Below are 23060 nucleotides of genomic sequence, written 5' to 3'. Positions count from 1 at the left end.
CTTTGCCGGGTTCAACCAGACCCGAAACGCCGGAAAACTCGCTCTAGATCTGGTCCGGGAAACCCAAGCGGATCAAAACGCCGGAAAACTCGCTCTAGATCTGGTCCGGGAAACCCAAGCGGATCACACCCGACAGGCTTGCCGTTCCCCCGACCGCGGCCCCACCCAACAAGGCTACGCCAGCGCGAGCCAAGAGCGGCCCCAATTCGGTTACCGCCGCCTCTATTCCCGTCACCACCAAACTCGCCATCTAGGGCTCCCCCCTTGAATTCCGGATGCTGGATGCGCCAGCGCAGCACCCTCAAATAGTCATGAAAACGTGAATCGGCCGTAGCGCCAGGGCGAGTCAGCCACGCGCGGGTCGCGGGCTTGCTGTAAAAGCCCGGGCTGTACGCCTCGATGCGAAGGAATGCCGACGTGTTTTCGTCCGTTGTGATGCCGTAGTCGCGCGCGACTCGAAACGCGGACCAGAGGCGCGCGGATAGGGTCGCGTCGGCCGACAGCCCAGCGTCAGCGCTGACGAGATCCGAGCGGATGCGCGCGACGTAGTTGATTGCGTCGATGTCGGCGAGGCTCGCGAGCTGTTCTGGGGATAGCTCAAGCATGCCTGTAAATCTCCATCGAGGTGCCGTTGACTTCGGTATGCCAGTTGCACGCCACGGAGAAGAACCGATGGCGTTGCATCGGATCCATGAGCCGTGACAGATCGGGCGCGATGCGTGCGTCATAGAAACGGAACAGCGCCGTGCGTCCGTCCGGCAATCGGACGTCGAGGCGGTCGCGCAGCTCGTCGGCGAGGGTGGCGATCGACGTAGTGCTGATCAGCCAGGAGATCCCCGAATCGGAGTTCGCAAGTCTGCGGAGCGGGTGCCGAGATTGCGCTGGCGTTGCGTCGAGCAGCCAGGGGCCGGCGTCGGCCAGCGATTCGTCCGTCCGTGCCGTCGAACAGCGCGATGGCCGCTGACGAGCGCCTGAGCATGACCTGGGGCGTAGCGCCGGCGCATAGGAGGCCGTCGACCAAGGCGTACAGATGCATCTCTTGCGCGCTATGCGCTCGTTGTCGTTCGAACTGGCGATCGATTGTCTGCATGCTGTCATCCACGCGGAACGATGGTGAGGGCGTCGCGGGCCGCCGCTTGCAGGCATTCGAGGCAAAGGGTAGATGAGGGGGCGGGAGGCGCTGAGGTGGCAGCGGCCACGCCTGCCGTCGGCGTTCCCGCGCCTACGTCATCGAGTGTGCCGTTCGCATCTTGCGCGATGAGTGTCGCGCCGCACGCGGTGCGCATTCCCTCGACCGCTGTGTCGCGGCCGGCGATCTGGTGAGGGACGCGTCGGCCGAGCGTGTCGGGCAGTATGGGAAACACGCCCTTGCATTGTGGGCACAGCACCATGTGCCCGACGCCGGAAACTCGGCGTCCGTAAAGCGTGTAGCTTTCACTCCCTTCAAGCACACGCCCGCCGTGGGACGTGGTGTCACCCTGGCAAATGATCGATCTCGTTGCCGTGGCCCTCTCGAATTTTGCTTTGCGGCAATGTACCACTCTCGGAAACGCGGCGGCATCTTCGGCGTCGTTTGCTATTCCTCTAGCGCGACATTGATAATGCGACGAAGCTTTTCGAGTGCAAATGATTCAGTTCCGTGTTCATTCTTCAGCTCGTGTTCAGAGGTGCTAGCGCCCGCTCGCGGCCCTGGGGCGTTCCACCGGACATGATTCGGCGGATCTCGACCTCCTCTGCCTCGCTCGGCCGGCGATCACGATGCACATCGCCTTTCGCAGCAACGTCTTGCGCCTCGACAGCTACTCGATCGTCATCCGTATAGGTCGCGTATCGCTTCGGCAACAGCCGCAGCAGCTTGACGGCAAGCATCGGCGTCCCTGATTTGACCACCCAGTCGAAACAGCGAGCGAGCGCACCGACATTGTGGCGAATCGTCGACAACGATAGATGATGCTCGTGCTTCATGCCTGTCACCCACCGCTCGGCCCATTCATAGTCCAAGGTCGATAGCGCTTTCGATGGTAGCCAGCCAAGCAACGTGCTTAACACCTGGGCGTCGGAATCAGGCACGGATACGCAACGCAGATACTCGCGAACGGCGTCGAGCGTGGTTGAGATCAGATCTCGCTGCTCGACAACGTCCGCCGGAACGATGCCGGCGTCGAGCAGTTGTTCGAGTCGGGCGACGTACGCGTCACCCTCTTCCTCGGATTGGAACGTCAGGGAAAATGGCTTTGGTAGGAGCTGTGAACGTCGGATGATGTATTCCCACGTTCCGGAAGGCCGTAATCGCTTGGTCGCAATGTACAGTGCGAACTCACCTATACGGCCAAAGAACCGACTTAAGAGTGGTTGCGCGTGTTTCTTGAGTGGTTAGTGACGACTTTGTACCGCTCCAGGCGATTTTCTTACGGAAATGAAAGCTAAGCAGAAAAAAGAAAAGCCCCGCCGAAGCGGGGCTTGTTCTGGAGGCGCGAGCCGGAGTCGAACCGGCCTAAACGGCTTTGCAGGCCGCTGCATAACCGCTTTGCTATCGCGCCAAAAGCGGACTGAGAAACCGCTGCATTGAATACCTCCTGCAACGACCCTCAGATATGAACGAGGAGATCGACGATCTCGCCAAACAAAAAGGGAAGCCCGGCTTCCCTTGATGCGACATGGGGGCCGAGCCACCCAATCACGTTCCAAGTACTTGATTCTTATGGGCTTTTTTCAAACCCCGCCGAATCAAGAAAATAAATTATGGACTAGTCTGAGTAACTTGGCAAGCCCCCGCGATAAAGAAATCGACCCCGCATGCATCGACCGCCGGACTTTTATCGGGCCGCCCCCGCAGATCGGCGCCGCCGCTTCCGCATCACGGCAAACGGCCGACGAGCGCCCGGGCAACCGCATTCAATGCATCGCCGCGTTCGAGCGCGGCGCGCGGCCGCACGGCGTCACTTCGCGCATCACGCGCGCGCGGCGTGAAATCGGGCGACGACGAAAACTTGACGATCGTCAACGCGGCTTTCGGATCGACCCATATCGACTGGCCGAATCGTCCCGCCGCCGCGAATGAGCCACCGCCGTCGTTCACCTGATACCAATAGTCGCGATACGAGAAGCCGTCCTTGCCCGGCACCACATTGCCTTTCGCGAACAGCGCCGCATTGCGCGCGGGTTGCAGCGCCGCGCGGATCGTCGACGCGGGCAGCATGCCCGGCACACCGGCCAGCCCCGTGCGCACGCGCTCCGCGAAGCGCGCGGCATCGCGCAGCGTCGTATACAGGCCCCCGCTCGCCATCGCCATCGCGTTGCGATCCACGGCGACATACGCGTCGTCCTCGGCGAAGTCGCGCCACAGCCACCGCTCGACCAGCGCGCCCCACGACTGCCCCGTCGCGCGCTGCATCGCCCATGCAACGGCTTCCGGCGATCCGTTCTGATAAAACCACACACTGCCCGGCGCGGCATCCGGCACGCGTTGCACGGTCCCCAGGAACTCGACGATGCTGGCCGGCGCGCCTTCGCGGCGCGGCACGAGCCCGACCGCGCCGAACAGCCCCAGATCGGGCGGCACGCCCGGCGCGTACGCGGCCGGCACCTCCATATCCAGATTCTGCTGCAGCGTCGCGCTGCCGAACGGCGTGTCGGCAAGCGCCGGCACCGCGCGCGACAGCGGCGCGTCCGCATCGAGCACCCCCGCCTCGATCAGTTGCGCGGCCAGCAGCCCCGTCACGGACTTCGTCATCGACGCCCATGCGTGCGGCTCATCGGGCCGGAAGCCATCGAAATAGCGTTCGTATACGATCCGGCCGCGCTGCAGGACGATGAAGCCGTCCGTGTGCGTCGCACGCAGGTACGCGTCCAGCGTCAGCGTTTCGCCGCCGATCGTCACCGGCAGCGCATCGAGGCCGGCCGCCGGATGCTCCGGCAGCGGCATCGGCCCGGCCGCATGCCGGATGCCCGCGGTCGGTGCAAGCAGCCGGGTATTGCGCAACGCCCAGCGCAGATGAGCCGGCGTGAACACGTTCGCCTTGTCGACGACCTGATCGGCCGGTGGCGGAAAGCCCTGCATCACGCCCGTGGCCGGATCGGGCGCCGCGCGCGCGGTCGCGCCGACGAACGCGAGCCAAGCTGCCAGCATGCACGCGCCGGCGAGCCGGCCGGCGCGCGGCGCGGGGGAAAAACATCGATGAAATCGCATGGAATGGACTCCGTCATGGGATGAACGCAAGCCGCGGCGCGGTGTCACAGCGCCGGCCCGTCGATGCGCAACTGGTTCGATACGGACGCGACGCCGGCGACGCGCCGCGCGACGGCCGCCGCGAGGCTCGCCTGACTGGTCTCCATGACCGAGCCGATCAGCGTCACCTGGCCATCGCGCGCGCGCACGAGAATCCGCGTCGCGTTGAGTTCTCGCGTGCGCGCGAGCGCCGCGCCGACACGGCGCTGAAGCTTGCGGTCGGCCTCCTTGCGCTGCGCCGCCGACAGGCTGTCCGGCGCGGACGCCTGCGAGGAGGTCGGCGCGTCCGCCGACATCGACGCCGCCGCGCTCGCCGCATCAGCTTGCGCATGCGCGACGGCGGTCCAGCACGCGGCCGTCAATAGCGCCGCGACGAGGGGGAATGAAGTACGCATGATCGAATGAGACTCCGGAAAGTCGAGTGAAGAAAACGTCAGAACTGCGTCATCAGGCCGATCGACACGCCGGTCATCGCACTCGCGCCAGGCCGCAGCCCGAGCGCCGCGATCGTCGTCGGGTCGCGCATGTACGCGCCCGTCATCCCGTTGCGGTCGACCTCGACATACAGGCTTGTCCGCTTCGACAGGAAGTACTCGGCGATCGCATAGGTCGTCAGCTTGTGGCCATCCGCGTTCGGCGCGTTGCCGAGATTGCGCGCGCGGTCGTAAAACGCGGCCGCGCTCAACTGCACGGACGGAACGGGCTGCACGACGATGCCGAACAACGGGATATCGTCGCGCCGCGACGGCGCGCCGGCCGTATTCGCGGTCACGTTCAGCGACGCATAGCTCAGGTAGAAACGCGCGCGCCCCAGCTGCAGCGTGCCGCCCGTCAGGATCGTCTGCGCCGACTGCCTGCCGTCGGGGCTGTACGTCTTCGCGTACGACACGCCCCCCGTCAGGCTGGCGAGCGTATACATCGCGGCCGCCGAATAGCTCGTGCCCGCCCGTGACGCCCCCGCCACGCCGCCCGGCGAATAGCTCGCGCCGACCCGCAGCCCGCCCGTCTGCCCGAGATACTTGATCGTGTTGTTGAAGCGCGAATCGAGCGTGAACGGATTGCCGACGAACAATACGCCCGGCTCGACCGCGATCGACTGCCCGCGCCCGCCCAGCGGATCGAGCGCGATACCGAGATCCGCCGCCGCGCTGAACTGGCGTCCCAGCGTGACGCGGCCGAAATCGCCGATCAGGCCCACATACGCGGCCTGCGAAAACAGCGTGCCCGAACTCTTCAGCGCGCCGGTGCCGCTGTTGAACGCGCCATCCAGCACAAACAGCGCCTTGATGCCGCCGCCCAGGTCCTCCCGGCCGCGAATGCCGATTTCATTGCCGGCGATGATGTTATTGTTGAAGCCGATCTGGCTGCCGCCCGTCATGCCGTTCACCCAACGGACGCCACCGCCGATCTTGCCGAACAGTGTCACGCTCGACTGCGCGTGAGCCGCACCGGACAGCACGCCGATCAGCGCCGCCGCCATCATCTTTTTCATCTGTCTCCTCCGTTTTATCTCACGCCCCCTTCGTTTTTCACACGCCTCCTTTCATCGAGGATGGCTTTGTTATCCGAATCGCATGCACGACGCGTCTCAGCCGCGCGACGCCCCCAGCGTCGCCGACGCGTCGCGCGGTGCTTGCGCGAGGCGGCGCAGCGAACGCTGCGGGTCGAGGCACAGCGCGCCGAGCAGACCGCACAGCACGAGCACCCCGCCGCACACGAGCGACGCCTGCTCGAATCCGCGCGCCGTCGACGCGCCGCTCGCCTCGATCAGCAAGCCGGTCACGACGGGCGCGCCAAGCCCCGCGAGCGACGCGAATGCATTGCTGATCGCGAGCACGCCGCCGCGCTGCGCATCGGGCGTCACCTCGGCAAGCATCGCGGGGCCGATTGAGTACATCGTCAGCGTCATCCCGCTGCCGAGCGTCAGCAGCGCCAACTTCGCGTCCCGCGGCATGCCCGGCACCGCGAGCAAAGCGAGCAGCAGCCCCGCGACCGCGAGCGCCGCCGCGACAAACACGCCGCGCCCGTAGCGCGAAGGCACGCCCCGCGCGAGCAGCGCCTGCGACAGCCACGCCAACCCAAGACTCAACGGCGACGTGACCGCCACGAACAGCGCGAACAGGCGGCCCGCCGCGTGCGGCTGGAAACCGAGTCCAAGTTGCAGGTAGGCCGGCATCCACGTGAGCGTCATCGCGAGAATCCAGTTCGCCGCGAAGTGCCCCAGGAAGTTGCCGTACACGGTCCGATCAGTCAGCAGCAGCCCGTACGGAATCCGCTCGGCGCTTGCGGCGCGCGGCGCGCGCGTCAGCGTGCCCTCCTCGCCATACACGGCCCACGCGACACACCACGCCGCGCCGAGCAGCGCGAGTACCGCGAAATTCGCGCGCCAGCCCCAGTGCGTCGTCACGACGGGAATCGTCAGCCCCGCGATCAAGAGCCCGAGCGCGCTGCCCTGATGCAGCAGCGCGACCGGCAGGTTGCGGCGCGTGTCGGGAAACCATTTGTAGATCGCATGCGTGGCAACGGGCGACGCGGGCCCCTCCCCCGCGCCGAGCAGCACGCGGCACACGATCACGACCCAGATCGACCCGGCGACCAGCATCGGCAGTTGCAGCGCCGACCACGCGGCCGCCATGCCGAACAGCAGCCACTTCGCGGGCCGCCGATTCGCGACGATTCCCCCCACGACGGCGGAGATCGCGAACAACCAGTTCAGGCTCCCGCCGATCAAGCCGAACTGCGCGGGCGTCAGATTCAGGTCGCGCATCATCGGCACCGATACGAGCCCGAGCACCACCTTGTCGAGGAAATTCACCAGCATCATCAGCGCCAGCATGATTGCGATTGACCATGCCCGCGCCGGGCGGTACTGCGTATTGCCTGTCGTCATTCGTGTCTCCGTATGGGTAGATCCGGCCGCGCGCGGCCGCTAGGCGTCGTCGTGTGCCTCCAGCCCCGGCACGCGGTCGTCGCGGTCCGGCAGTCCCAGCGAGAACTTCACGGGGAAGCGCACGGCCAATGCGCCATCGCCGTCGATTTCGCGCACGACGCCGCGCGCGCGAACATGGGGATCGTCGAACAGCGCGTCGGTGTCGGGCAGCGGCGAAACCGGCAGGTCGAGCCCGCACAGCGCGCGCCGCCATTCAGCCTGCGTGCGGCTCGCGAATATCGCGCGCAGCAGGTCCGCCACCGCGTGACGGTGTCGCTGACGCCCCGCGCGGCGCGCGAAGCGCGGATCGCGCAACGCGGGGAACGCCTCGCCGAGCGCATCGACGAACGCGGCCCAGAACTTGTCCTCCAGCGTCGCGAGCACGATGTATCGCCCGTCGGCGGTCTCGAACACATCGTTGTCGGGCATCACCCAGCGCGCGTCGTCCGGCGTATCGCGCCCCGTGCGCAACGCCCAGGCGGCCGGCGCGGTCCACGCGAAGATCGCGTCGTGAATCGACACGTCGAGATGCTGGCCGATGCCGTTCGCGCGCGCGCTCATCACGGCAACCGCCAGCGCGAGCGCCGCATGCAGCGCGGCCGCATGGTCGGCAAGGCGCACGCGCGGACGCGCGACGGCGTCGTGCAGCTGCGCGGGAATCGACCAGTAACCGGCGTCGGCGAGAAAATTCAGATCGTGACCGGGACGATTCGCGGACGGACCGTCCTGCCCGTATCCGGTGATCGAGCACAACACGACGCGCGGATTCGTCCGGGCCAGTGCGTCGTAGTCGAGCCCGAGCCGCGCCATCACGCCGGGCCGGTTCCCCTCGACGACGGCGTCGGCGTCGCGCACGAGATCGAGAAATCGCGCGCGGCCGTCGGAGGTCTTCAGGTCGAGCACGATCGAACGCTTGCCGCGGTTGAACTGCGCGAACGTGTCGTCGCCGAAGCACCGCAGCGCGTCGCCGCCCGGCGGCTCGACCTTGATCACGTCGGCGCCGAGCTGGCGCAGCAGCGCGCAGGCATGCGGCCCGGGCAACAGCTGGCCCGCATCGACGATCCGCACGCCGCGCAGGCATGACCACGCCGGTGCGTCGCTGTCACCGACCGGCCAGGCGCCGCGCCCGTCGTCAGGCGTCGTCATGCGCCGCGCCCCGCGCCGACGGGTTCGAGAATCGCCTTCGCGATCGTGTTGCGCTGGATCTCGCTCGTGCCGGTCAGTATCCTGAACATCCGCAGCTTGCGAAACGTCTGCTCGACCGGATGCCCTCGCGTCACGCCGACGTTGCCGTGGATCTGCACCGCCTTGTCCGCCACCTCGAAGCACCGCTCCGACACGTACAGCTTGCACGCGGCGGCCGTCATCCGCAGGTCCGCGCCGGCATCGGCCAGCGCGGCCGTGTGCGCGATCATGCTTTCGCACGCCCACAGCGCGGCGGCCATGTCGGCGAGCATGTGCTGGATCGCCTGGAAACGCGCGATCGGCCCACCAAACTGCTGACGCGTGCGAGCGTAGTCGAGTGACGCCCGGTAGGCCGACATCGCCAGGCCGAGCATGGTCGGGCAATGCAGCAAACGGTTCACGTTGATGCGCGACATGCCGAGCTTGAAGCCGTTGCCGATCCCGCCGAACACGTTCTCGCGCGGCACCCGCACATCGTCGAAGCGGATGTCGGCGTCGATATGCTGGCCCGACATCGGCACGTATTCATGCTCGACACTCACGCCCGGCAGGTCGAGATCGACGAGCACCGCCGTGATCTGCGGCGGCGCCGCGTCCGGATCGGTCACGCACATCACGATCGCGAAGTCCGCGAACGGCGCACCGCTGATGAAGTGCTTCGCGCCATTGATCACCAGCGTGTCACCGTCCTCGACCGCACGGGTGCGGATGCTCAGTGCATCGGAACCCGAATGCGGTTCGGTCAGAGCGAAGCAGGTCGACTTCTCGCCGCGCATCACCGGCTTGAAGTAGCGTTCGAGCTGCGCGGGTGTCGCATACTTCAGCATGTTGCCGACGCGCGGCGGCCCGCCAAGTTCGCCGAGCACATGCGGCGCGAGCGCCGCCCCGGATGCCGCGAGGTCCGCCTTCAACGCGCACTGCTCGACGATCGACAGCCCCCTGCCGCCAAGCGCGACCGGCAGGCTCGCGGTATAAAAGCCCCGTTCGGCCGAACGCCGCCACACGCTGCGCAGCACGTCGCGCGGCCACACGTCTTCCGAGTCGAGTCCCAGCTCGCGCTCGACCGGACGCAGTGTCTCGTCGACGAACCGGCGCAGGTCGGCGCGCAGCGCCACGAAGTCGGGATGGGTCAGATGATCGAACATGGGGATCCCCTTCAGTTGACGCGACGCGCGACGCCGCGCCAGTACTGCTCGCGCACGAGCTTGCGGGCGATCTTGCCGCTGGCGTTCTTCGGCAATTCCGCGACGAAATCGATGGCGCGCGGCAGCTTGTAGTCGGCGAGCAGCGCGCGGCAATGCGCGACGAGATCGGCGGCCTGCGCATCGCGGCCGGACTTCAGCACGACGACGGCCTTCACGGCTTCGCCCCATTTGTCGTCGGGCGCGCCGACGACGCAGGCTTCGAGCACGTCCGCATGCTGGTACAGCGCCGCCTCGACTTCGGTCGGATAGACGTTGAAACCGCCCGAAATGATCATGTTGTTCTTGCGGTCGACGAGGTAGATGAAACCTTCGCGGTCGGTGCGCGCGAGATCGCCCGTATGCAGCCAGCCGTCGATCAGCACCTCGCGCGTCAGTTCCGGCGCGTTCCAGTAGCCCTGGAACACGTCCGCGCCGCGGATCACGACCTCGCCGATGGCATCCCCGTCGACCTCCTGCCCGCTCGCGTCGACGACGCGCACCTCGGTCTCTCCCAGCGGCCGCCCGCACGAGGCGAGCCGTTCGCGGTTGGAGGTCATCGCCTGCGCGTGATCGGCAATGCCGAAACGGGTGACGCCCGACGTCGATTCACTCGCGCCGTAGCCTTGCGACAGCACCGGGCCGATACGCGCCCACGCTTCCTCGATGCGCGCGGGCGCCATCGGCGCCGCGCCGTAACCCAGCACCTTCAGGCTGCGCAGATCCGCGCCCGCGAGGTCGGGCTCGTTCAGCAGCATGTTGATCATCGCCGGCACCATGAATGCATGCGTGATGCGCTGCCGCGCCACTTCGGCGAGGAAATGCGCGGGCTCGAACGTGTCGAACAGCACGAGCGTCGCGCCGCAAAACAGATAGGGCTGCATCAGCATCCCCGATGCATGCGTGATCGGCCCGATCAGCGCGAGCCGGTCGCCGGGTTGCGCGAGCCGATCCATGCCGAGCACGATCTTGCGCAGCGACGCGAGCCGATTGCCGTAGCTCTGCATCGCGGCCTTGATGCGCCCCGTGGAACCCGACGAGAAATGCAGGACCGCGAGGTCGGTGGGCGTCGGCGCGTAATCAGGCACCGCGTCGCTGCCCTGCGCGATCAGCGCCTCGTAGTCGAGATAGCCATCGGTCCGCCCGTCCAGCGACACGAACCGTTCCACCGTCACGAAGCCTGGCGAGTCAGGGGTGTAGTGCGTATAGCCGCGCCCGCCGATGAATGCGACGGGCGTGCAGTTGCCGACGACGTCGGCCGCCTCGGCCGCGGTGAAACGCGGGTTCAGCGCGGCTTTCACGAGGCCGGCCTTGTACAGCGCGCATTCGATCTCGACGAGTTCGATGCAGTTGCGCGCCTGAACGGCGATCCGCGCGCCCGGTGTGAAGCCGAGCCCGCGCAGTGCGTTCGCGAGCCGCGTCGAGCGCGCGTCGAGTTGGTGATACGTCAGGGCGCGATCGCGATGGAGCACGGCGGTTTGATCGCCCCAGAAACGGGCGGCGCGCCGCAGGAAGTAGGTAAAGCTCAAGCGAATTCTCCTGGTCGAACAATGCCGCCAGTCTGTAAGATGCCCATGCATCACCACAATGCATCGCCAGCTATAAAGTCATAACCAATGGGAATCCCCCGATGGATACGCGAGATCTGGAGTACCTGCTGGCCGTCGAGCGGCACGGCAGCATCGGCAAGGCCGCCGATGCCTTGGGCTTGTCGCAGCCGGCGTTGACCAAGGCGATGCAACGGCTGGAGGCGCAGGTCGGCGTCACGCTGTTCGAGCGCAACGCGAACGGCATGACGCCGACGCCGGCCGGCGCGCGCTTCGTCGCGCGGGCGCAGCGGATCACGCTCGAATTCGACGACGCCATGCAGGAAATGCGCGCGATCAGCAGCGGCGAGCGGGGCATCGTCCGGATCGGTTACTCGCCGACCGTGCCGAGCGCGCTCGTCCTTGGCGCATGCCGGCAACTGATCCGCGAGCGGCCGGCGGCCAGGCTGCGGCTGCGCTGCCGGCTCGCGCGCGACCTGCTCGATCTCCTGGCCGCGGGCGAACTCGACCTCGTCGTCGCGCCCGCTCCCGCGCAACCGGATCCGGCGCTCGCCATCCTCGAACTGTTCCGCGATCGCCTGTCGGTACTCGCCGACGAAGCGCATCCGCTGCAGCGCAAACGCGATCTCACGCTCGCCGACCTCGCGGACCAGGAGTGGCTGCTGCCCGAGTCGACGCTACCCGTACGACGCCAGATCGACGACGCGTTTCGCATGCGCGGCCTGCCAGGCCCACGCCTGCGTGTCGAGATGGATTTCGGCAGCACGTCGCTGCTGCTGTTACTGCGCGGCACGCCGCTGCTGTGCGTGAGCGGCACCGAGGCACTGGATCAGTTGTCGGGATTGCGCGCGCTCGACGTGCGCGCCGGCGAACTCGAGTTGCGCCGGCGCATCGCCACGATGCATCGGGCCGGCGCGTATATGCCGCCACTCGCGCAGCGGCTTGTCGTCCTGCTGCAGGCGCATGTGGAATAGCGGCGAGTGGATCTCGTCGAGGCGACGATTTTCATCGTGATCCCGGCCGGGTCAGCCGGGGAGCACGATGAGCGATACCGCGGACGACCTGTTCACACGCGACGTCACATCGGCTTCGGGCTTCTTGGGGGAAGTGGGAATGTCAATGCCAAGGGGGACTGTCAGAGATTTCGTGTTCAAGGCATAACATGACGCGACTCAGGAGCGTTTATGCCACGCAAACCGAAAGCCCAGCCGGCGGACCTGCCGGCGATTCCCGCCGAACTGCCGGAGCAGTTTGGTAACGGCCTCGATGGCGGCTGACGCCATCAATGCTGCGACATTGGCGCTCAAGAAGGCGCTGATCGAACGAGCACCGGGCGGAGAGATGAATCACCATCTCGGCTATCCGTCCGGTGCTGCCAAACCGGCCAACGCCGCGAATCAGCGCAATGGCAAAGGCGCCAAGACGGTTCTGACCGAAGACGGCCCGATTCGCATTGAGGTGCCGCGTGACCGCGACGGCAGCTTCGAACCGCTGCTGATTCCCAAACACGAACGGCGCTTCACCGGGTTCGATGACAGGATCGTCGCCATGTATGCCCGGGGCATGACGGTGCGCGAGATCCAGGGCTTTCCTGCTTGAACAGCACGGCACTGAGGTCTCGCCCGACTTCATCAGCTCCGTGGACCGACGAAGTGATGGCTGAGGTCACGGCCTGGCAGTCCCGGCCGCTTGAGCCGATGTATCCCGTCGTGTTCTTCGATGCGCTGCGGGTCAAGATCCGTGAAGACGCCGTGGTTCGTAACCAGGCCGTCTATCTGGCGCTGGGTGTGCTGCCCGATGGGTCGCGCGACATCCTCGGCCTATGGCTCGAAAACACCGAAGGTGCCAAGTTCCGGATTCAAGACGCGCGGGCGCTTCCCGACCGATGACGCAGCAACGAAGCTCATCTGGCTGGCGCTGCGCAATATCACCGCTGAGTGGGGACGCTCAGCCAAAGATTGGAAGGCGGCGATGAACCCATTCGCTATCCTCTACGCTGATCGATTCGTTCGACCTGCCCTATGATTCTCAACCCGCCTTGAACACGGAAATTCTGGCACCGCCGGTCCGACGCCCGCAACCTGCGCCCGCCAACTGGCGGCAGAAGCAGCTAATTAACCCCGGACTCCAAAGCTGAGTGCTACTGAAAACGGGGAGCCGTCTCAGGTATGGAATAAATAACTTGGCAAGAGGAGTGAGCGCTAGCCAGAACTGTCCTGCAGTAGCTGAGGAAAGCGCCGAAAAGAACTCCGTGGCCCTGCAATGCCTTTGCTGAGGCATATCCTTTACCGGAACCGGAACGTTGCGAAATATCGCACCGAGAGAATCGGCTTTTCGATAGTGAGTTAACGTCCTCCTCAAAAACCTGCCTATTGGAGAAGTACTAAATATTTGGCAATGGAGACATGCATTTTTCGAATCACATAAATTCACATTAAAACCGAATGCGTCTGATTTACAGCGTGCTCCATATATGTTTCCTTATTAATCCAATTACCCTCCTCGTCTTACTAGTATCGGTTAACCGTTACTTGACTCGATGGCACTCGCCTTCGCAAATGTTCTCTTCCAGTCTTCTCGCTTTCCATTGATGAGTTCACTCTCATGATCCGAATTGAACTTTCCGCCGTCTTCGACCGGCTGAATACCTCTTCCCCGCAAGCCCTGGAAGAAGCTGGCGGCACGTTGTTTCTGGACGAAATTGGCGACATGCCACTCGAACTTCAAGGCCGGCTGTTGCGCGTGCTCAATAAAAAGAAGTACCGCCCGGCGGGCGCCAATCAGGAGCGCCACTCCGATTTCCGCCTGATCTGCGCCACGCACCAGCCGCTGCCACAGCGCATCGCGGAAGGTCGATTCAGGAAAGACCGGTGTTTCCGCATCCACCAGTTGATCCTGCATGTACCAGCGCTACGGGAGCGCCCGGAAGACATCGCCGTTCTGGCCGAACACACGTTGCTGCAATACAACCGCGAGTGCCAGGTACACATCCCCGGATTCAGCGCGCGAGCGCTGCGACTGCTGGAGGCACATTCGTTTCCCGGCAATGTGCGCGAGCTGCGCAGCCTGGTGATGGTGGCCGCCGAGAGTACCCAGGCAGGCCAGGCGATTTCTCCGGACGCTATCCGGGGACTCCAACCGATTCCGATGCGAGCCGGCATCCCCACGGAATCCGCATCGCCTCGGGCTGACCTCTGGCTAACCAACGATCTGCCGGAAGCGCTGGTCGCCTTCGAAAGCCGCCTGATCGAAGCACGCCTGCAACAGGCCAACGGATCACGCTCGGCTGCAGCGCAGAGTCTGGGCATTCCCAAACGCACCTTGGCACGCAAATACCTGAAATGGAATCCGGACAAGGAGGACTCAACCCCATGAAATCACTCAGCTTGGCTCTGGCCTTCGCGGTACTTGTCGCCGGTTGCGACGCCGGCAAACAGGCCGACGCCGCAGCGGCGAACCTACGCGAAAAAGCCTGCATCGGCGTCGTTTCGGATATCGAGCGCTTGGCCTGCTTCGACACCGCCGCCGGAACGCCGCCGGCACCGACGTCTCCCACCCCGGCAGCGGTAGCACCGTCCGACAGTAGCAACGCGTTTGTACGCGTGCCGGAGATTGTCGGCCTGGTCCGTCTCAATGAGTCCAGCCGCCAGGCAGGAGAAACCGGATTTCGCCTGTCTCGCGAGGAGGAGCCGATCACCGAGCGGTGGAACGTGGTGATTTCCGCTCCGGCCATGGACGGCTCGGCAGCCCCGCCTGTCCTGGCGATCAGTTGCCTGTCGAACATCTCTCGGCTGCAGTTGCTAACCCAGCATCCTGTTGATCCCAATCGAATGAACATCCGCCTGCTGGTGGACGGCAGGCCTATCTCGCCGCCTGTCTCATGGCAAGTGCTTGCAGACGGCACGGTGGTCGACGCGGGGCGTGGCCTGGTCGCCATTGAGCAACTGCGCCATCTGGTAGGCGCAGGCGCTCGCTTGCAGGTGGAAAGCGACTATGCGCCGGTATCGGGGCTGCAGTTCGATGCGACATACCTGCACACCTTGATGAAACAGCAGCGCGAGGCATGTCACTGGTGATCAACCTGCCCCCTCTGGATCTCGAGCGGTTGCTGGTGGATATAGATCCCAAGCAGCCGAGCGGCATCTTCGATGAAGAAGACGAGACGTTCCAAGACATCGAACATGAAATGGTCAAACTCGGCGGCCTGCAGTCTGCGAGTATTGATCGGGCATACGTGGACGAAGCGTCCGTCAGTACCTGACCTCGCAGTGCAAGCATTTGCGCGTGGTCGGGCACCTGATGACTGCCCGACTCACGCACGTAATTGGCGCAACTGGAGCGAGGCAACCGCGCTGCTGGCGGGATTCGTCGTGCGGTACCGGGAGACAGCGGAACCCAAGCCCGGCCCGCGTGGATACCTGAGCAAACGCAAACTGGTCGCGGTGCTGGCTCATCCTTTTTTGGCTGGGGCTGCCCACTCGCCCTTGGCAGGTGGAAGCCAGGGGCTCTACCCGCCTCCGGCTCGCACATCGCTCCACCTGCTTTCAGGGAAGGCCCCTCGGCAGCGGAGTGCGCTGTGCCAGTTCCATCGGAGCGCGACCTGGAGCGGAAGCGCGTTTGCCTGTGGCATTGCCCTGTACGCCATCCTGCAACAGCGTCTGCGGCAAGGCGAAGCCCTTGAACAGCGACTGGGTGAAGGGGTTGTTGGCCTTCTCGGTACTGATGCGGTAGCGCATGCCGCCATCCGGCGCGGCGAAACTGAGATCGACGCTGGTGCTGGTGGCGCCGTTCAGCCTGGCCTGGCTCAGCAGGCGGTACAGCGACCAGGGGCCGCGGTACACCAGGCCGCTGCTGCTACCGCCGGCGTGGACCAGGGCCATGCGGCTTTCGTTGCTGGGCGCCAGGGTGTTCGGCCAGATCAGCGCCGTGCTGGTGGTGGGTCCATGGTTGTAGGTGACCAATTGCCCTTCCACGCTGAGGGAACTGCTGCGCTTGTTGGGTGCCATGCCCAGCGGTTCGACGTAGAACTGCACGCCGAGCGTGCCACGGCTGTTGAAAAAGGCGTCGCGGATCCTCTCGGCCGCTTCGAGCTGGGTCAGCACGTCGGTACGCACCAGGTAGCCGCCCAGGCGCTCGGAGTACAGAGCCTCCAGGTTGTCCTCTATGAACAGGTTGAGGTACTTCTCACGGAACTGCTGCAGGCGCCCCTGGGGGCCGAAGAACGCGGTGAAGTCGTCCAGCGCCACTTCCTCGCGGCTGGCGGGGTTAAACGGGTAGCGGTTGGCCAGGCGCTCGCGGTAGAAGCGATAGACGTCGGTGTCCCAGCGGCGCTCGAGCTCGCGCAGCGCTTCCACCAGGATCACCCGGGAGGATTCGTCGGCCAGTTTGCGCACTTGCTGGTTCAACGGCTCAGGCAGCCCGGCGGCGATCCGCTGCAGGTTGCTGATCGGATCCGGCCCCTTCAGGCCGAAGCGTTCGAGCACCACGCTGAGAGCAGTCTTGCCGCGGTCCGGGCTGTCGTGCACGGTGCGCACCTTGTCCTGCACGTTGCCGATAGCGAGCATGGTTTCGTCGAGGTACGACGGGCGATCGCCCTTGGCCTCCAGCAGTTGGCTCATCGGCGCGAACGCGCGGGCGACGCTGAGGATCGGCCCGGCCTCCGTATCGCCGGCCGTCTTCTCCAGCGCGGCGGTGGCTGGCCCAGCTGCGGCGTCCTTGGCAGGGACTGCGGCAGCCGAGAGCGGCCCGGGTTTGGTGCTCAGCTCGCTGTTGTCACGCACGGTTTCCACCAACCGGCGCAACGGCGCCGCCGGACTGGTCACGCTGCCCAGCACGTTGACCGCCTCGGCAAGGTCCTGGAAGTCACGCACCTCGAGCTGGTTGAGGTTGCTCTGCCAGGAATCGATGTAGTCGCGGCTGTAGATGGCCCGGATACGCTCGGCCAGCGCGCGCTTGTCGGCCTCTGAGTAGTCGATGTTGCGCCGCTCGCCCAAGGCCCACTGATCGATCATCGCCAGTTCGGTCAGGTCCTGGCTGTGCGGCGCGAAATAGCTGCGGTAGCCCTTGGCCGTCAGAAGCGCGTCGATACGGCCATCGGCGGCTGGCTTCCCCGTTTCATTTTTACCGGTGCTGTTCGGCTGGTAGACCACGTCGAAGGCCGGGCCGATCTCGTTGCGCAGGTCCAGCGGCGCCCGCAGGGACTCCCACGCCTGGCGCCGCATGGTCATGTACACGCGCTGTGGCAGCGGGATTTGTCGCAGGTCGCGCTGCACCGCGGACACGCGTTGCTGGTACTGGGGCAACCGGGCATCGGCGTACTTCATGGCGTAGTCGAGGTGGCGCATGAGCGCGCGCTGCACCTGATCTTCGCCGGGGAAGGCCTGCGCCCATTGTTCGCCCATCCAGCGCTCGACCACCGGTGGCCGGCGATTGGGCCGATCTTCGATCATGCGGTAGACACGCAGCGCGGCCAATTGCGCGTCGCTATCCACGGCAGTCCCGTCGAGGTGCTCCATTACACCACTGGCCAGCGCCGGCAGGAAGCGTTGCGACAGCAAGGTGAGATAGGCCTGGTCGACCTTCGGGCCAATCTGCCGGCCCTGGTATAGACCCAGGTCCGCTACCACCGGCCAGGCTTCGCGGTAATCGCCGTAAACCGCCACCGCACTACTGATCTGATCCAGCGGCTGCAGCAGGTTGCGGCCGGTTGGGTCGAGCTTGCCGTCGATGGCGTGGGCGCTGTAGGCGCGGCTGCGATCCAGTACGTTCAGGGCCTTGTCCCGGTTCACTGCATAGTAGTGGTACCAGCCACCGATGAGGACCACGCTGCCCAGTGAAGCAATGCCGAAGCGCAGGGCCAGTGCGCGCTTCTTGTCGGCCAGCACGCGCGGGTTGTCGCCCGCCAGGCCGGACTCGGGGTAGATCACCCGCTGGAACAGTTGCTGGGCGAAGTAGACCATAGCCCGTCCGCTGGGGTGCATGGTCGGCACGGGCTCCCGGATGTCGTAGTTCTGCGAGGCGGATGCCACAAAGGCATTGGTCAGCACGCCTTGCTGGTAGACCGACGACAGGAACACGCCGCGCGGCAGCGCCGGGGTGATGTAACGATCGCTACCCAGGATATCGGTCAGGAATTCCAGCAGCAACGGGCGCATGCCGGCCAACTGCCGCACCAGGGAATAGAGGGCTTCGCGCTGGGGTAGTTCGCTGACGTCGGCCAGGGCATCGAACACCTGCTCGTTCAGGCGCTTGAGGAATTCGTCGTAGCGCGCGCCAAGCTCATCGCGCCAGGCGTCGTAGCGCTGCAGCGACTCGAGGGTGAAGGTAAAGCCGAAGATGTCTTCACGCACGGACTTGGGCAGCCGTGCAAACAGCGGCTCGAATCCTTCGAGCAAATCGAACTTGCTCAGGACGACGTACAGGGGCGGTCGCGTGCCGAGCTGACGGCTGAGTTCCGTCATCCGGGCGCGCAGCAATGAGGCAAGCGCCTTTCGGTCGCTGGGTTGCTGGTTGAGCAAGGTGACCAGGCTGACGATCAGCACCACGCCGTTGAGCGGGCGACGGCTGCGGTTGCGCCCCAGCCAGCCGACAAAGCTGTCCCACAGGCGCGGGTGCAAATCCTCCGGCAGAGAGGGTTGTGCCGTGGCGTGCCGGAACGCCCGCTGTTCGTCGTCGCCGCTGGAGGCATCCGATTCAACATAGGTCGGCACCCGCGGCTGGCTGATCAGTTCGCCCGGCGGGTCGATGAGCACGGCCTGGTCGCCCATCCACCAGTCAATGCGGTAGATCCTGTCGGGGTCTTCCTCCAGGCGCCGGCTACCCGCCTTGACTTCGCCGGTGAGTGGAAAGCTCTGGCTGGAGCGGTTGACGAAGCTGGTCTTACCCGCATTCTCCTGGCCCAGCACCAAGTACCAGGGCAGTTGATACAGCGCGTTGCGCCCCTTGAGGTTGGCCTGGAGCACGCCCAGGCTTCTGTCCAGGTCGCGCTCCTGGGCTTGTACGTAGCGTAGGCAGGGGTCCAACTGTTGCTCCTGCCCCTGGCTGCGCTCGGCCTCCAGCGTCCGGTTGCGCTTGCGCAGCCGGATGGCCCAGACCAACAAGGGCAGCACGAGGAGTACCAAAGTGGCGAGCACGCGCGCGGCGAGGCTGGCCAGAGGCTGATGCTCGCCCCAGGTCCATTTAGGCCCCAGCCACCAGATGCCCGCTAGGGCAAGTATCAGAACCAGCAGCAGCGCCAGCGGCATGCCTTGCTTGGCCCAACCCAGGACGGGCCGGCCATAGCACTTCAGGTTCGACCATATCTTAAACATGAGGTAGCTCCTAGTTCTTGTGTTCCATTGCTGGGTGCACATGCTGCTCAAGCAGACCGAAGAGGGCCGGCTCCCACTCTGGCGCAGACGCGTCCCGCATCATCTGATGCGCGCGGGCGTACAAGCCGTCAGCGAGCCAGGCAAGCCCCCGCGCGCCGAGCAGCTCGGCGGCGATCGTCATGACATGGCAGCCATGACGAGGGTCGGCCGACGCCTGCTGGGTGGTTTCAAGGCGCTTGAGCATGGCTTCTACGCCGGAGGTCTCCAGGGTCTCGCGTAGCTCGTCGCGTAATGCGGGGTACTCCTGCCCGGCGCCGAGCTTCGCGGAGCCTTTATCTGCGCCGCTGATCCAGGATTGCGTTTCGCCGTCGACAAAGGGTCGCCCGTCGGCAAACTGCAGCTTCACCAGCGCTGGCAGTCTCGAGACAAATCGCTCGGTCGCCAGGCGAATCGCCTCTGCCACGTTCGGCATTTCCAGGCGCCGGGCGATGCCGGCAGCGAGGTAGCTGCCGCGAAGCCAGTAAGGAGAAGACGTGACGCTCTTCTCAACCCGCTGCAGCAGGACGGGATCGACCGTATTTGCCTTCAGCAAGTCCCAGTAGGCTTCAGCGGTTTCGGCAGGAACCGCCATCAACTCGGTCCGCTGGGTGTCCTTGCGGGTCGACGGGGCAACGCTCAGGTGCGCCCACAGAGCAAAACGGCGCAGCAGGTAGCCCGTCGGGTCATAGGCATCTTGTTGATTGATGATGTCGGCCACGTTGAGCAGGGAGCGGCGCGTCCCGCGCTCGTTGCCTGGCTCCATGGCGACGGGCGTGAAAAAGGCCTCGGTCACTGCCGTGGAGCGAGGGCCAAGGTCGAGCTGCGCCTCGGCCAGCTCCGGTGCCCGATTGGCTTCGGCTCTTTGCCGAAGCTGGCCTTCCAGCCGATTCAAGGCCGAGGTATCGAGCCGGGTTTCGGCTGCGATGCTTTGCAGTTTGTCCAGCGCCCGTTGCCCCGCCTTGTAGTACTCCTCAGCGTATCCCTTGCCGTCGAGCTTGGCCAGCGCTTCGCCCAGACGCTCCAACTGCTGGTCCATCAGCCGCCGCTTGGCGGTCAGTCCCGAGGCACCGGGCTTGGGAAAGCTACTGTCCCAGTGCTGAGTCAGCATGCCGGCGAGTACCCCCGCCGCCTCGGCCCAGCCGCGCCAGCCTCCCGCGCGCATGCGCGCGGCCGCCAGGTGAGCGGCGATACGCAGGTGCTTGCACTGGGTTTGCAGATACTGGCGTGCCGCCGAGTCCACATAGCTCCAGTCGATGGTCGCCTCCTGCAGACCACCGAGCTTCAGCATCTCGGTATCGATCCCCTGATAGGCGTTGTCTTCCTCGTCGAAATCGCCGGCAGGACGCTGCGGCGATATCGGAGACAGGATAGTGTCGAGGTCCAATGGAGGCAAAGTGTTCACCAATGGCAAGCCTCGCGTTGTTGCCCCATCAGGTCGTGCAGCGCGGAGGCGTCGAACGACAGCCCGTCGAAGGGCGCATGGTCGCTCTCCAGTTGCAGTTGCTGGGCGGGACGGGTCAGGTGGCGGAGTTGCTCGATGGCGACCAGACCGCGGCCGGCATCCGTCACCGTGCCATCCTCCAGCACCTGCCAGGGCCGGCTGGTGGAAATCGGCCGGCCGTCCACCAGCATGCGAATACTCACGCGGTTCACGTCGAGCGGTTGTGCAGTCAGCAATTGCAGACGCGAGATGTTCTGCAGGCAACTGATCGCCAGTAACGGCCTGGGTTCAGCTCCACCCACCGCAGGTGCGGAGATCACCACCTTGGATTGACCCGGCAATGCATCCTCCACGCGCAGAAGCAGCATTCCAGTCTGTTCGCTCTTGCGACGCGACTCATTGCGTCGAACCAGGGAGACGATGTCAGGGACGCGGGTAGCAGCAGGCGGCGCGATTTGCGGAGCTGGAGGCTTGGCGGCTGGCGTAGGTGGGGTGCCGGCCGCAGCATCGAAACACGCAAGACGTTCAACCGCTGAAACAATGACCGTGCAGTCACGGTCTGCGGCCACAACCGCCTTTCCTGCGTCGCAGCCTGCCAGTATCGTTGCTGTCAGCAGAAGTACTCCAAATGGCCTCATCTCGGCTCCTCTCCATTCAAATTCAGATCCAGACACTTGCGCGCCATGGTGCGTTTCGGAATCCCGAGACTCTGCGCCGCCAGCCGCCGCGAACCCGCAGCCTGCCGTAGGCGATCGTCCAGCAACAAACGTTCGAAGGTTGCCAACGCGGCGGGCAGATCGTCGGTACGCCACAAGAGCTTCAGGGCGTCTTCACCGCTTCGCTCAGCCACGGGAGGCTCGCCGGAGTCGGTCAGTTCATCCAGGTGATTGATCTGAATGCGCTTGCCTGGCGGGACGCGTTCTGCGGCGGCGAGTACGAGGCTGCGCAATTCCCGGACATTGCCCGGTAAACCATGGCGCTGCAGCCAGCCGATGGCATTGGCGGAAATACCGGCTACTCGGCCAGGGTGGGCCCGGCTGTTCTCGAGCAGAATGTGCGAAACGAGCGCCGGGATGTCCTCAATGCGCTCGCGCAGAGGTGGGATATGCAGCACCAATTGGCGAATGCGAAAGTACAGGTCCTCACGGAACAGGCCATCGCGCACCCGTTCCGGCAAGGGGCGATGGGTGGCGCAGATGAGCCGGAAATCCGAAGGCTGCTCGCGGGTGGCGCCCACCGGACGGAATTTCTTCTCATTGAGCAGGCGCAGCAAGGTGCCTTGCAGGCTCAACGGCATGTCGCCAATTTCGTCGAGGAACAGTGTGCCGCCATCGGCCTCGGCCACCAGGCCCGTGCGAGCCTGCGTCGCGCCGGTGTACGCGCCGCGTGTGGCGCCAAACAGTTCCGCTTCGATGAGGTCTTTGGGGATGGCGGCGCAGTTCACCGGCACGAACTTGCCCTTGCGCGAGGACGCCTGATGGATAAGCCAGGCGGCATGGTCCTTACCGGAGCCGGTCTCCCCGGTGACGAGGAGCGACAGAGAGGAGTCGGCGAACCGCAACATCTCGTCGCGCAGGCGCCGGGTCGTCTGCCCCGTGCCCACGAACCCGGCTGAGAGCAACCGTCGGCGCCCACGCGTCTCGTCCTGCTCGTGCTGCGCGGTCTGCCACGTTTGCACCAACTCGTCCATGCCACGCCGCTCCAGCAGGCCGGCCAGAACGACGTCGTACAATCTGTACAGCTCCTGCCAGGCGGGGTCGGCCAAGCCCACCTGAAGCGAGTCTTTAGAACTTGCCAGCAGCAAAACCGCGACAGGTTTGCGTTGGATATCGAACAACGGCAGGATCTGCCACGCGTCACAGCCCGCCAGCCGCTCACGCAGTTCCTCGTGGCCGTGTCCAAGTCCAATCAGGCTGTCGAGGCGGTCGACGTGCTGAGGCTGGCCAGTCATCAGGCAATAGACGAGGGGATTGTCCAACTCCCGCAACGACAGCTGCGGCAGTTGGTCAAGCGATGAAGCGTGGCTAGCGATGGGCCGTATGCTCTCCCCCGCCGCCTCGCGCCAGTAGCAGACCCCGTAGCGTATCCCAACCGCGGAGCAGGTGCCTTTGAGGAAGCGGTCGGCCATCACCGCGATGCCATCGGCCTGAACTAGCGCCCGAGCAAGTGCAGCAGCATCCCTGGCATTCAAGGGCATCGCG

At 65.2% G+C, this 23060-nt stretch carries 17 protein-coding genes, 1 tRNA gene and 3 pseudogenes; 5 read left to right on the top strand and 16 right to left on the bottom strand.

The window, feature by feature from the left end:
* Window positions 1-128 precede the first annotated feature (128 nt).
* The 12 genes and pseudogenes from AC1RQF_RS29735 to AC1RQF_RS29680 form a co-directional block, all read right to left on the bottom strand.
* A pseudogene (locus AC1RQF_RS29735) lies at window positions 129-605 on the bottom strand (hypothetical protein); the annotation flags it as partial.
* Window positions 598-1090: pseudogene (locus tag AC1RQF_RS29730) on the bottom strand (DUF4123 domain-containing protein). The pseudogenes AC1RQF_RS29735 and AC1RQF_RS29730, both read right to left, overlap by 8 nt.
* Window positions 1091-1094: 4 nt before the next feature.
* On the bottom strand, window positions 1095-1541 hold the full coding sequence (locus AC1RQF_RS29725) for a PAAR domain-containing protein (protein ID WP_492873659.1): 447 nt from the start codon (window positions 1539-1541) through the stop codon (window positions 1095-1097).
* A 109-nt stretch (window positions 1542-1650) separates the two neighbouring features.
* Window positions 1651-2070: a site-specific integrase gene (locus AC1RQF_RS29720; RefSeq protein WP_492873657.1), complete on the bottom strand. Its 420-nt coding sequence runs from the start codon at window positions 2068-2070 to the stop codon at window positions 1651-1653.
* Between the two features lie 396 nt (window positions 2071-2466).
* Window positions 2467-2540 (bottom strand) — tRNA-Cys (locus tag AC1RQF_RS29715).
* Between the two features lie 317 nt (window positions 2541-2857).
* On the bottom strand, window positions 2858-4189 hold the full coding sequence (locus AC1RQF_RS29710) for a serine hydrolase domain-containing protein (protein WP_492873656.1): 1332 nt from the start codon (window positions 4187-4189) through the stop codon (window positions 2858-2860).
* Window positions 4190-4233: 44 nt separating this feature from the next.
* On the bottom strand, window positions 4234-4623 hold the full coding sequence (locus AC1RQF_RS29705; RefSeq protein ID WP_492873655.1) for a BON domain-containing protein: 390 nt from the start codon (window positions 4621-4623) through the stop codon (window positions 4234-4236).
* A 38-nt stretch (window positions 4624-4661) separates the two neighbouring features.
* Entirely contained in the window at window positions 4662-5720 is a 1059-nt protein-coding gene (locus AC1RQF_RS29700; RefSeq protein ID WP_274002080.1) for a porin, read from the bottom strand.
* Between the two features lie 96 nt (window positions 5721-5816).
* Window positions 5817-7118 carry an MFS transporter gene (locus AC1RQF_RS29695; protein ID WP_274002078.1) on the bottom strand — a complete coding sequence of 434 codons (1302 nt, stop codon included), beginning with the start codon at window positions 7116-7118 and terminating at the stop codon, window positions 5817-5819.
* 39 nt (window positions 7119-7157) lie between these two features.
* Window positions 7158-8303 (bottom strand): CaiB/BaiF CoA transferase family protein, encoded by a 1146-nt coding sequence (locus AC1RQF_RS29690; protein WP_274002077.1) that lies wholly within the window; start codon window positions 8301-8303, stop codon window positions 7158-7160.
* On the bottom strand, window positions 8300-9487 hold the full coding sequence (locus tag AC1RQF_RS29685) for an acyl-CoA dehydrogenase family protein (RefSeq protein ID WP_274002075.1): 1188 nt from the start codon (window positions 9485-9487) through the stop codon (window positions 8300-8302). Before AC1RQF_RS29685 ends, AC1RQF_RS29690 begins: the two co-directional genes overlap by 4 nt.
* An 11-nt stretch (window positions 9488-9498) precedes the next feature.
* The gene (locus AC1RQF_RS29680) at window positions 9499-11052 is read right to left on the bottom strand and encodes an AMP-binding protein (protein WP_492873652.1); all 1554 of its coding nucleotides are present in this window, start codon (window positions 11050-11052) and stop codon (window positions 9499-9501) included.
* A gap of 101 nt (window positions 11053-11153) precedes the next feature.
* On the opposite strand from AC1RQF_RS29680, the gene AC1RQF_RS29675 reads away from it, so the two are divergent.
* The 5 genes and pseudogenes from AC1RQF_RS29675 (at window position 11154) to AC1RQF_RS29655 (ending at window position 15331) form a co-directional block, all read left to right on the top strand.
* Window positions 11154-12044: a LysR family transcriptional regulator gene (locus tag AC1RQF_RS29675; RefSeq protein WP_274002073.1), complete on the top strand. Its 891-nt coding sequence runs from the start codon at window positions 11154-11156 to the stop codon at window positions 12042-12044.
* Between the two features lie 210 nt (window positions 12045-12254).
* Window positions 12255-13095: pseudogene (locus AC1RQF_RS29670) on the top strand (IS256 family transposase).
* A 579-nt stretch (window positions 13096-13674) separates the two neighbouring features.
* Window positions 13675-14445, top strand: a complete 771-nt coding sequence (locus AC1RQF_RS29665) for a sigma 54-interacting transcriptional regulator (protein ID WP_492873650.1) — start codon at window positions 13675-13677, stop codon at window positions 14443-14445.
* Window positions 14442-15146, top strand: coding sequence for a type VI secretion system-associated protein VasI (gene vasI, locus AC1RQF_RS29660; protein WP_274002068.1), 705 nt, complete (start codon window positions 14442-14444; stop codon window positions 15144-15146). The genes AC1RQF_RS29665 and vasI (AC1RQF_RS29660) overlap by 4 nt, the downstream gene beginning before the upstream one ends.
* Window positions 15134-15331 carry a hypothetical protein gene (locus AC1RQF_RS29655; RefSeq protein ID WP_274002067.1) on the top strand — a complete coding sequence of 66 codons (198 nt, stop codon included), beginning with the start codon at window positions 15134-15136 and terminating at the stop codon, window positions 15329-15331. Before vasI (AC1RQF_RS29660) ends, AC1RQF_RS29655 begins: the two co-directional genes overlap by 13 nt.
* Before the next feature lie 283 nt (window positions 15332-15614).
* Here AC1RQF_RS29655 and tssM read toward each other — a convergent pair whose 3' ends face one another.
* The 4 genes from tssM to AC1RQF_RS29635 are packed head-to-tail and all read right to left on the bottom strand — an operon-like array spanning window position 15615 to window position 23056.
* A complete protein-coding gene (gene tssM, locus AC1RQF_RS29650; protein WP_492873648.1) occupies window positions 15615-19379 on the bottom strand; it encodes a type VI secretion system membrane subunit TssM in 3765 nt (1254 codons plus the stop codon).
* A gap of 10 nt (window positions 19380-19389) precedes the next feature.
* On the bottom strand, window positions 19390-20820 hold the full coding sequence (tssA, locus tag AC1RQF_RS29645) for a type VI secretion system protein TssA (RefSeq protein ID WP_274004256.1): 1431 nt from the start codon (window positions 20818-20820) through the stop codon (window positions 19390-19392).
* Window positions 20817-21497 carry a type VI secretion system-associated protein VasI gene (vasI, locus tag AC1RQF_RS29640; RefSeq protein WP_492873646.1) on the bottom strand — a complete coding sequence of 227 codons (681 nt, stop codon included), beginning with the start codon at window positions 21495-21497 and terminating at the stop codon, window positions 20817-20819. The genes tssA and vasI (AC1RQF_RS29640) overlap by 4 nt, the downstream gene beginning before the upstream one ends.
* Complete coding sequence (locus AC1RQF_RS29635; RefSeq protein WP_492873644.1) at window positions 21494-23056, bottom strand: sigma 54-interacting transcriptional regulator; 1563 nt, start codon at window positions 23054-23056, stop codon at window positions 21494-21496. Before AC1RQF_RS29635 ends, vasI (AC1RQF_RS29640) begins: the two co-directional genes overlap by 4 nt.
* Between the last annotated feature and the right edge of the window lie 4 nt (window positions 23057-23060).

The sequence above is a fragment of the Burkholderia sp. GW821-FHT14F03 genome (assembly GCF_058803765.1).
The sequence above is the reverse complement of the archived record's forward strand: the minus strand, read 5'-3'. Positions and strand labels throughout refer to the sequence as shown.

What these genes read in the sequence shown, in the direction of transcription:
- vasI (WP_492873646.1), bottom strand. Translation starts at nt 21,497, where the DNA reads ATGAGGCCATTTGGAGTACTTCTGCTGACAGCAACGATACTGGCAGGC.
- tssM (WP_492873648.1), bottom strand. Translation starts at nt 19,379, where the DNA reads ATGTTTAAGATATGGTCGAACCTGAAGTGCTATGGCCGGCCCGTCCTG.
- AC1RQF_RS29705 (WP_492873655.1), bottom strand. Translation starts at nt 4,623, where the DNA reads ATGCGTACTTCATTCCCCCTCGTCGCGGCGCTATTGACGGCCGCGTGC.
- AC1RQF_RS29635 (WP_492873644.1), bottom strand. Translation starts at nt 23,056, where the DNA reads ATGCCCTTGAATGCCAGGGATGCTGCTGCACTTGCTCGGGCGCTAGTT.
- AC1RQF_RS29695 (WP_274002078.1), bottom strand. Translation starts at nt 7,118, where the DNA reads ATGACGACAGGCAATACGCAGTACCGCCCGGCGCGGGCATGGTCAATC.
- AC1RQF_RS29700 (WP_274002080.1), bottom strand. Translation starts at nt 5,720, where the DNA reads ATGAAAAAGATGATGGCGGCGGCGCTGATCGGCGTGCTGTCCGGTGCG.
- AC1RQF_RS29685 (WP_274002075.1), bottom strand. Translation starts at nt 9,487, where the DNA reads ATGTTCGATCATCTGACCCATCCCGACTTCGTGGCGCTGCGCGCCGAC.
- AC1RQF_RS29675 (WP_274002073.1), top strand. Translation starts at nt 11,154, where the DNA reads ATGGATACGCGAGATCTGGAGTACCTGCTGGCCGTCGAGCGGCACGGC.
- AC1RQF_RS29690 (WP_274002077.1), bottom strand. Translation starts at nt 8,303, where the DNA reads ATGACGACGCCTGACGACGGGCGCGGCGCCTGGCCGGTCGGTGACAGC.
- AC1RQF_RS29665 (WP_492873650.1), top strand. Translation starts at nt 13,675, where the DNA reads ATGATCCGAATTGAACTTTCCGCCGTCTTCGACCGGCTGAATACCTCT.
- vasI (WP_274002068.1), top strand. Translation starts at nt 14,442, where the DNA reads ATGAAATCACTCAGCTTGGCTCTGGCCTTCGCGGTACTTGTCGCCGGT.
- AC1RQF_RS29710 (WP_492873656.1), bottom strand. Translation starts at nt 4,189, where the DNA reads ATGCGATTTCATCGATGTTTTTCCCCCGCGCCGCGCGCCGGCCGGCTC.
- AC1RQF_RS29655 (WP_274002067.1), top strand. Translation starts at nt 15,134, where the DNA reads ATGTCACTGGTGATCAACCTGCCCCCTCTGGATCTCGAGCGGTTGCTG.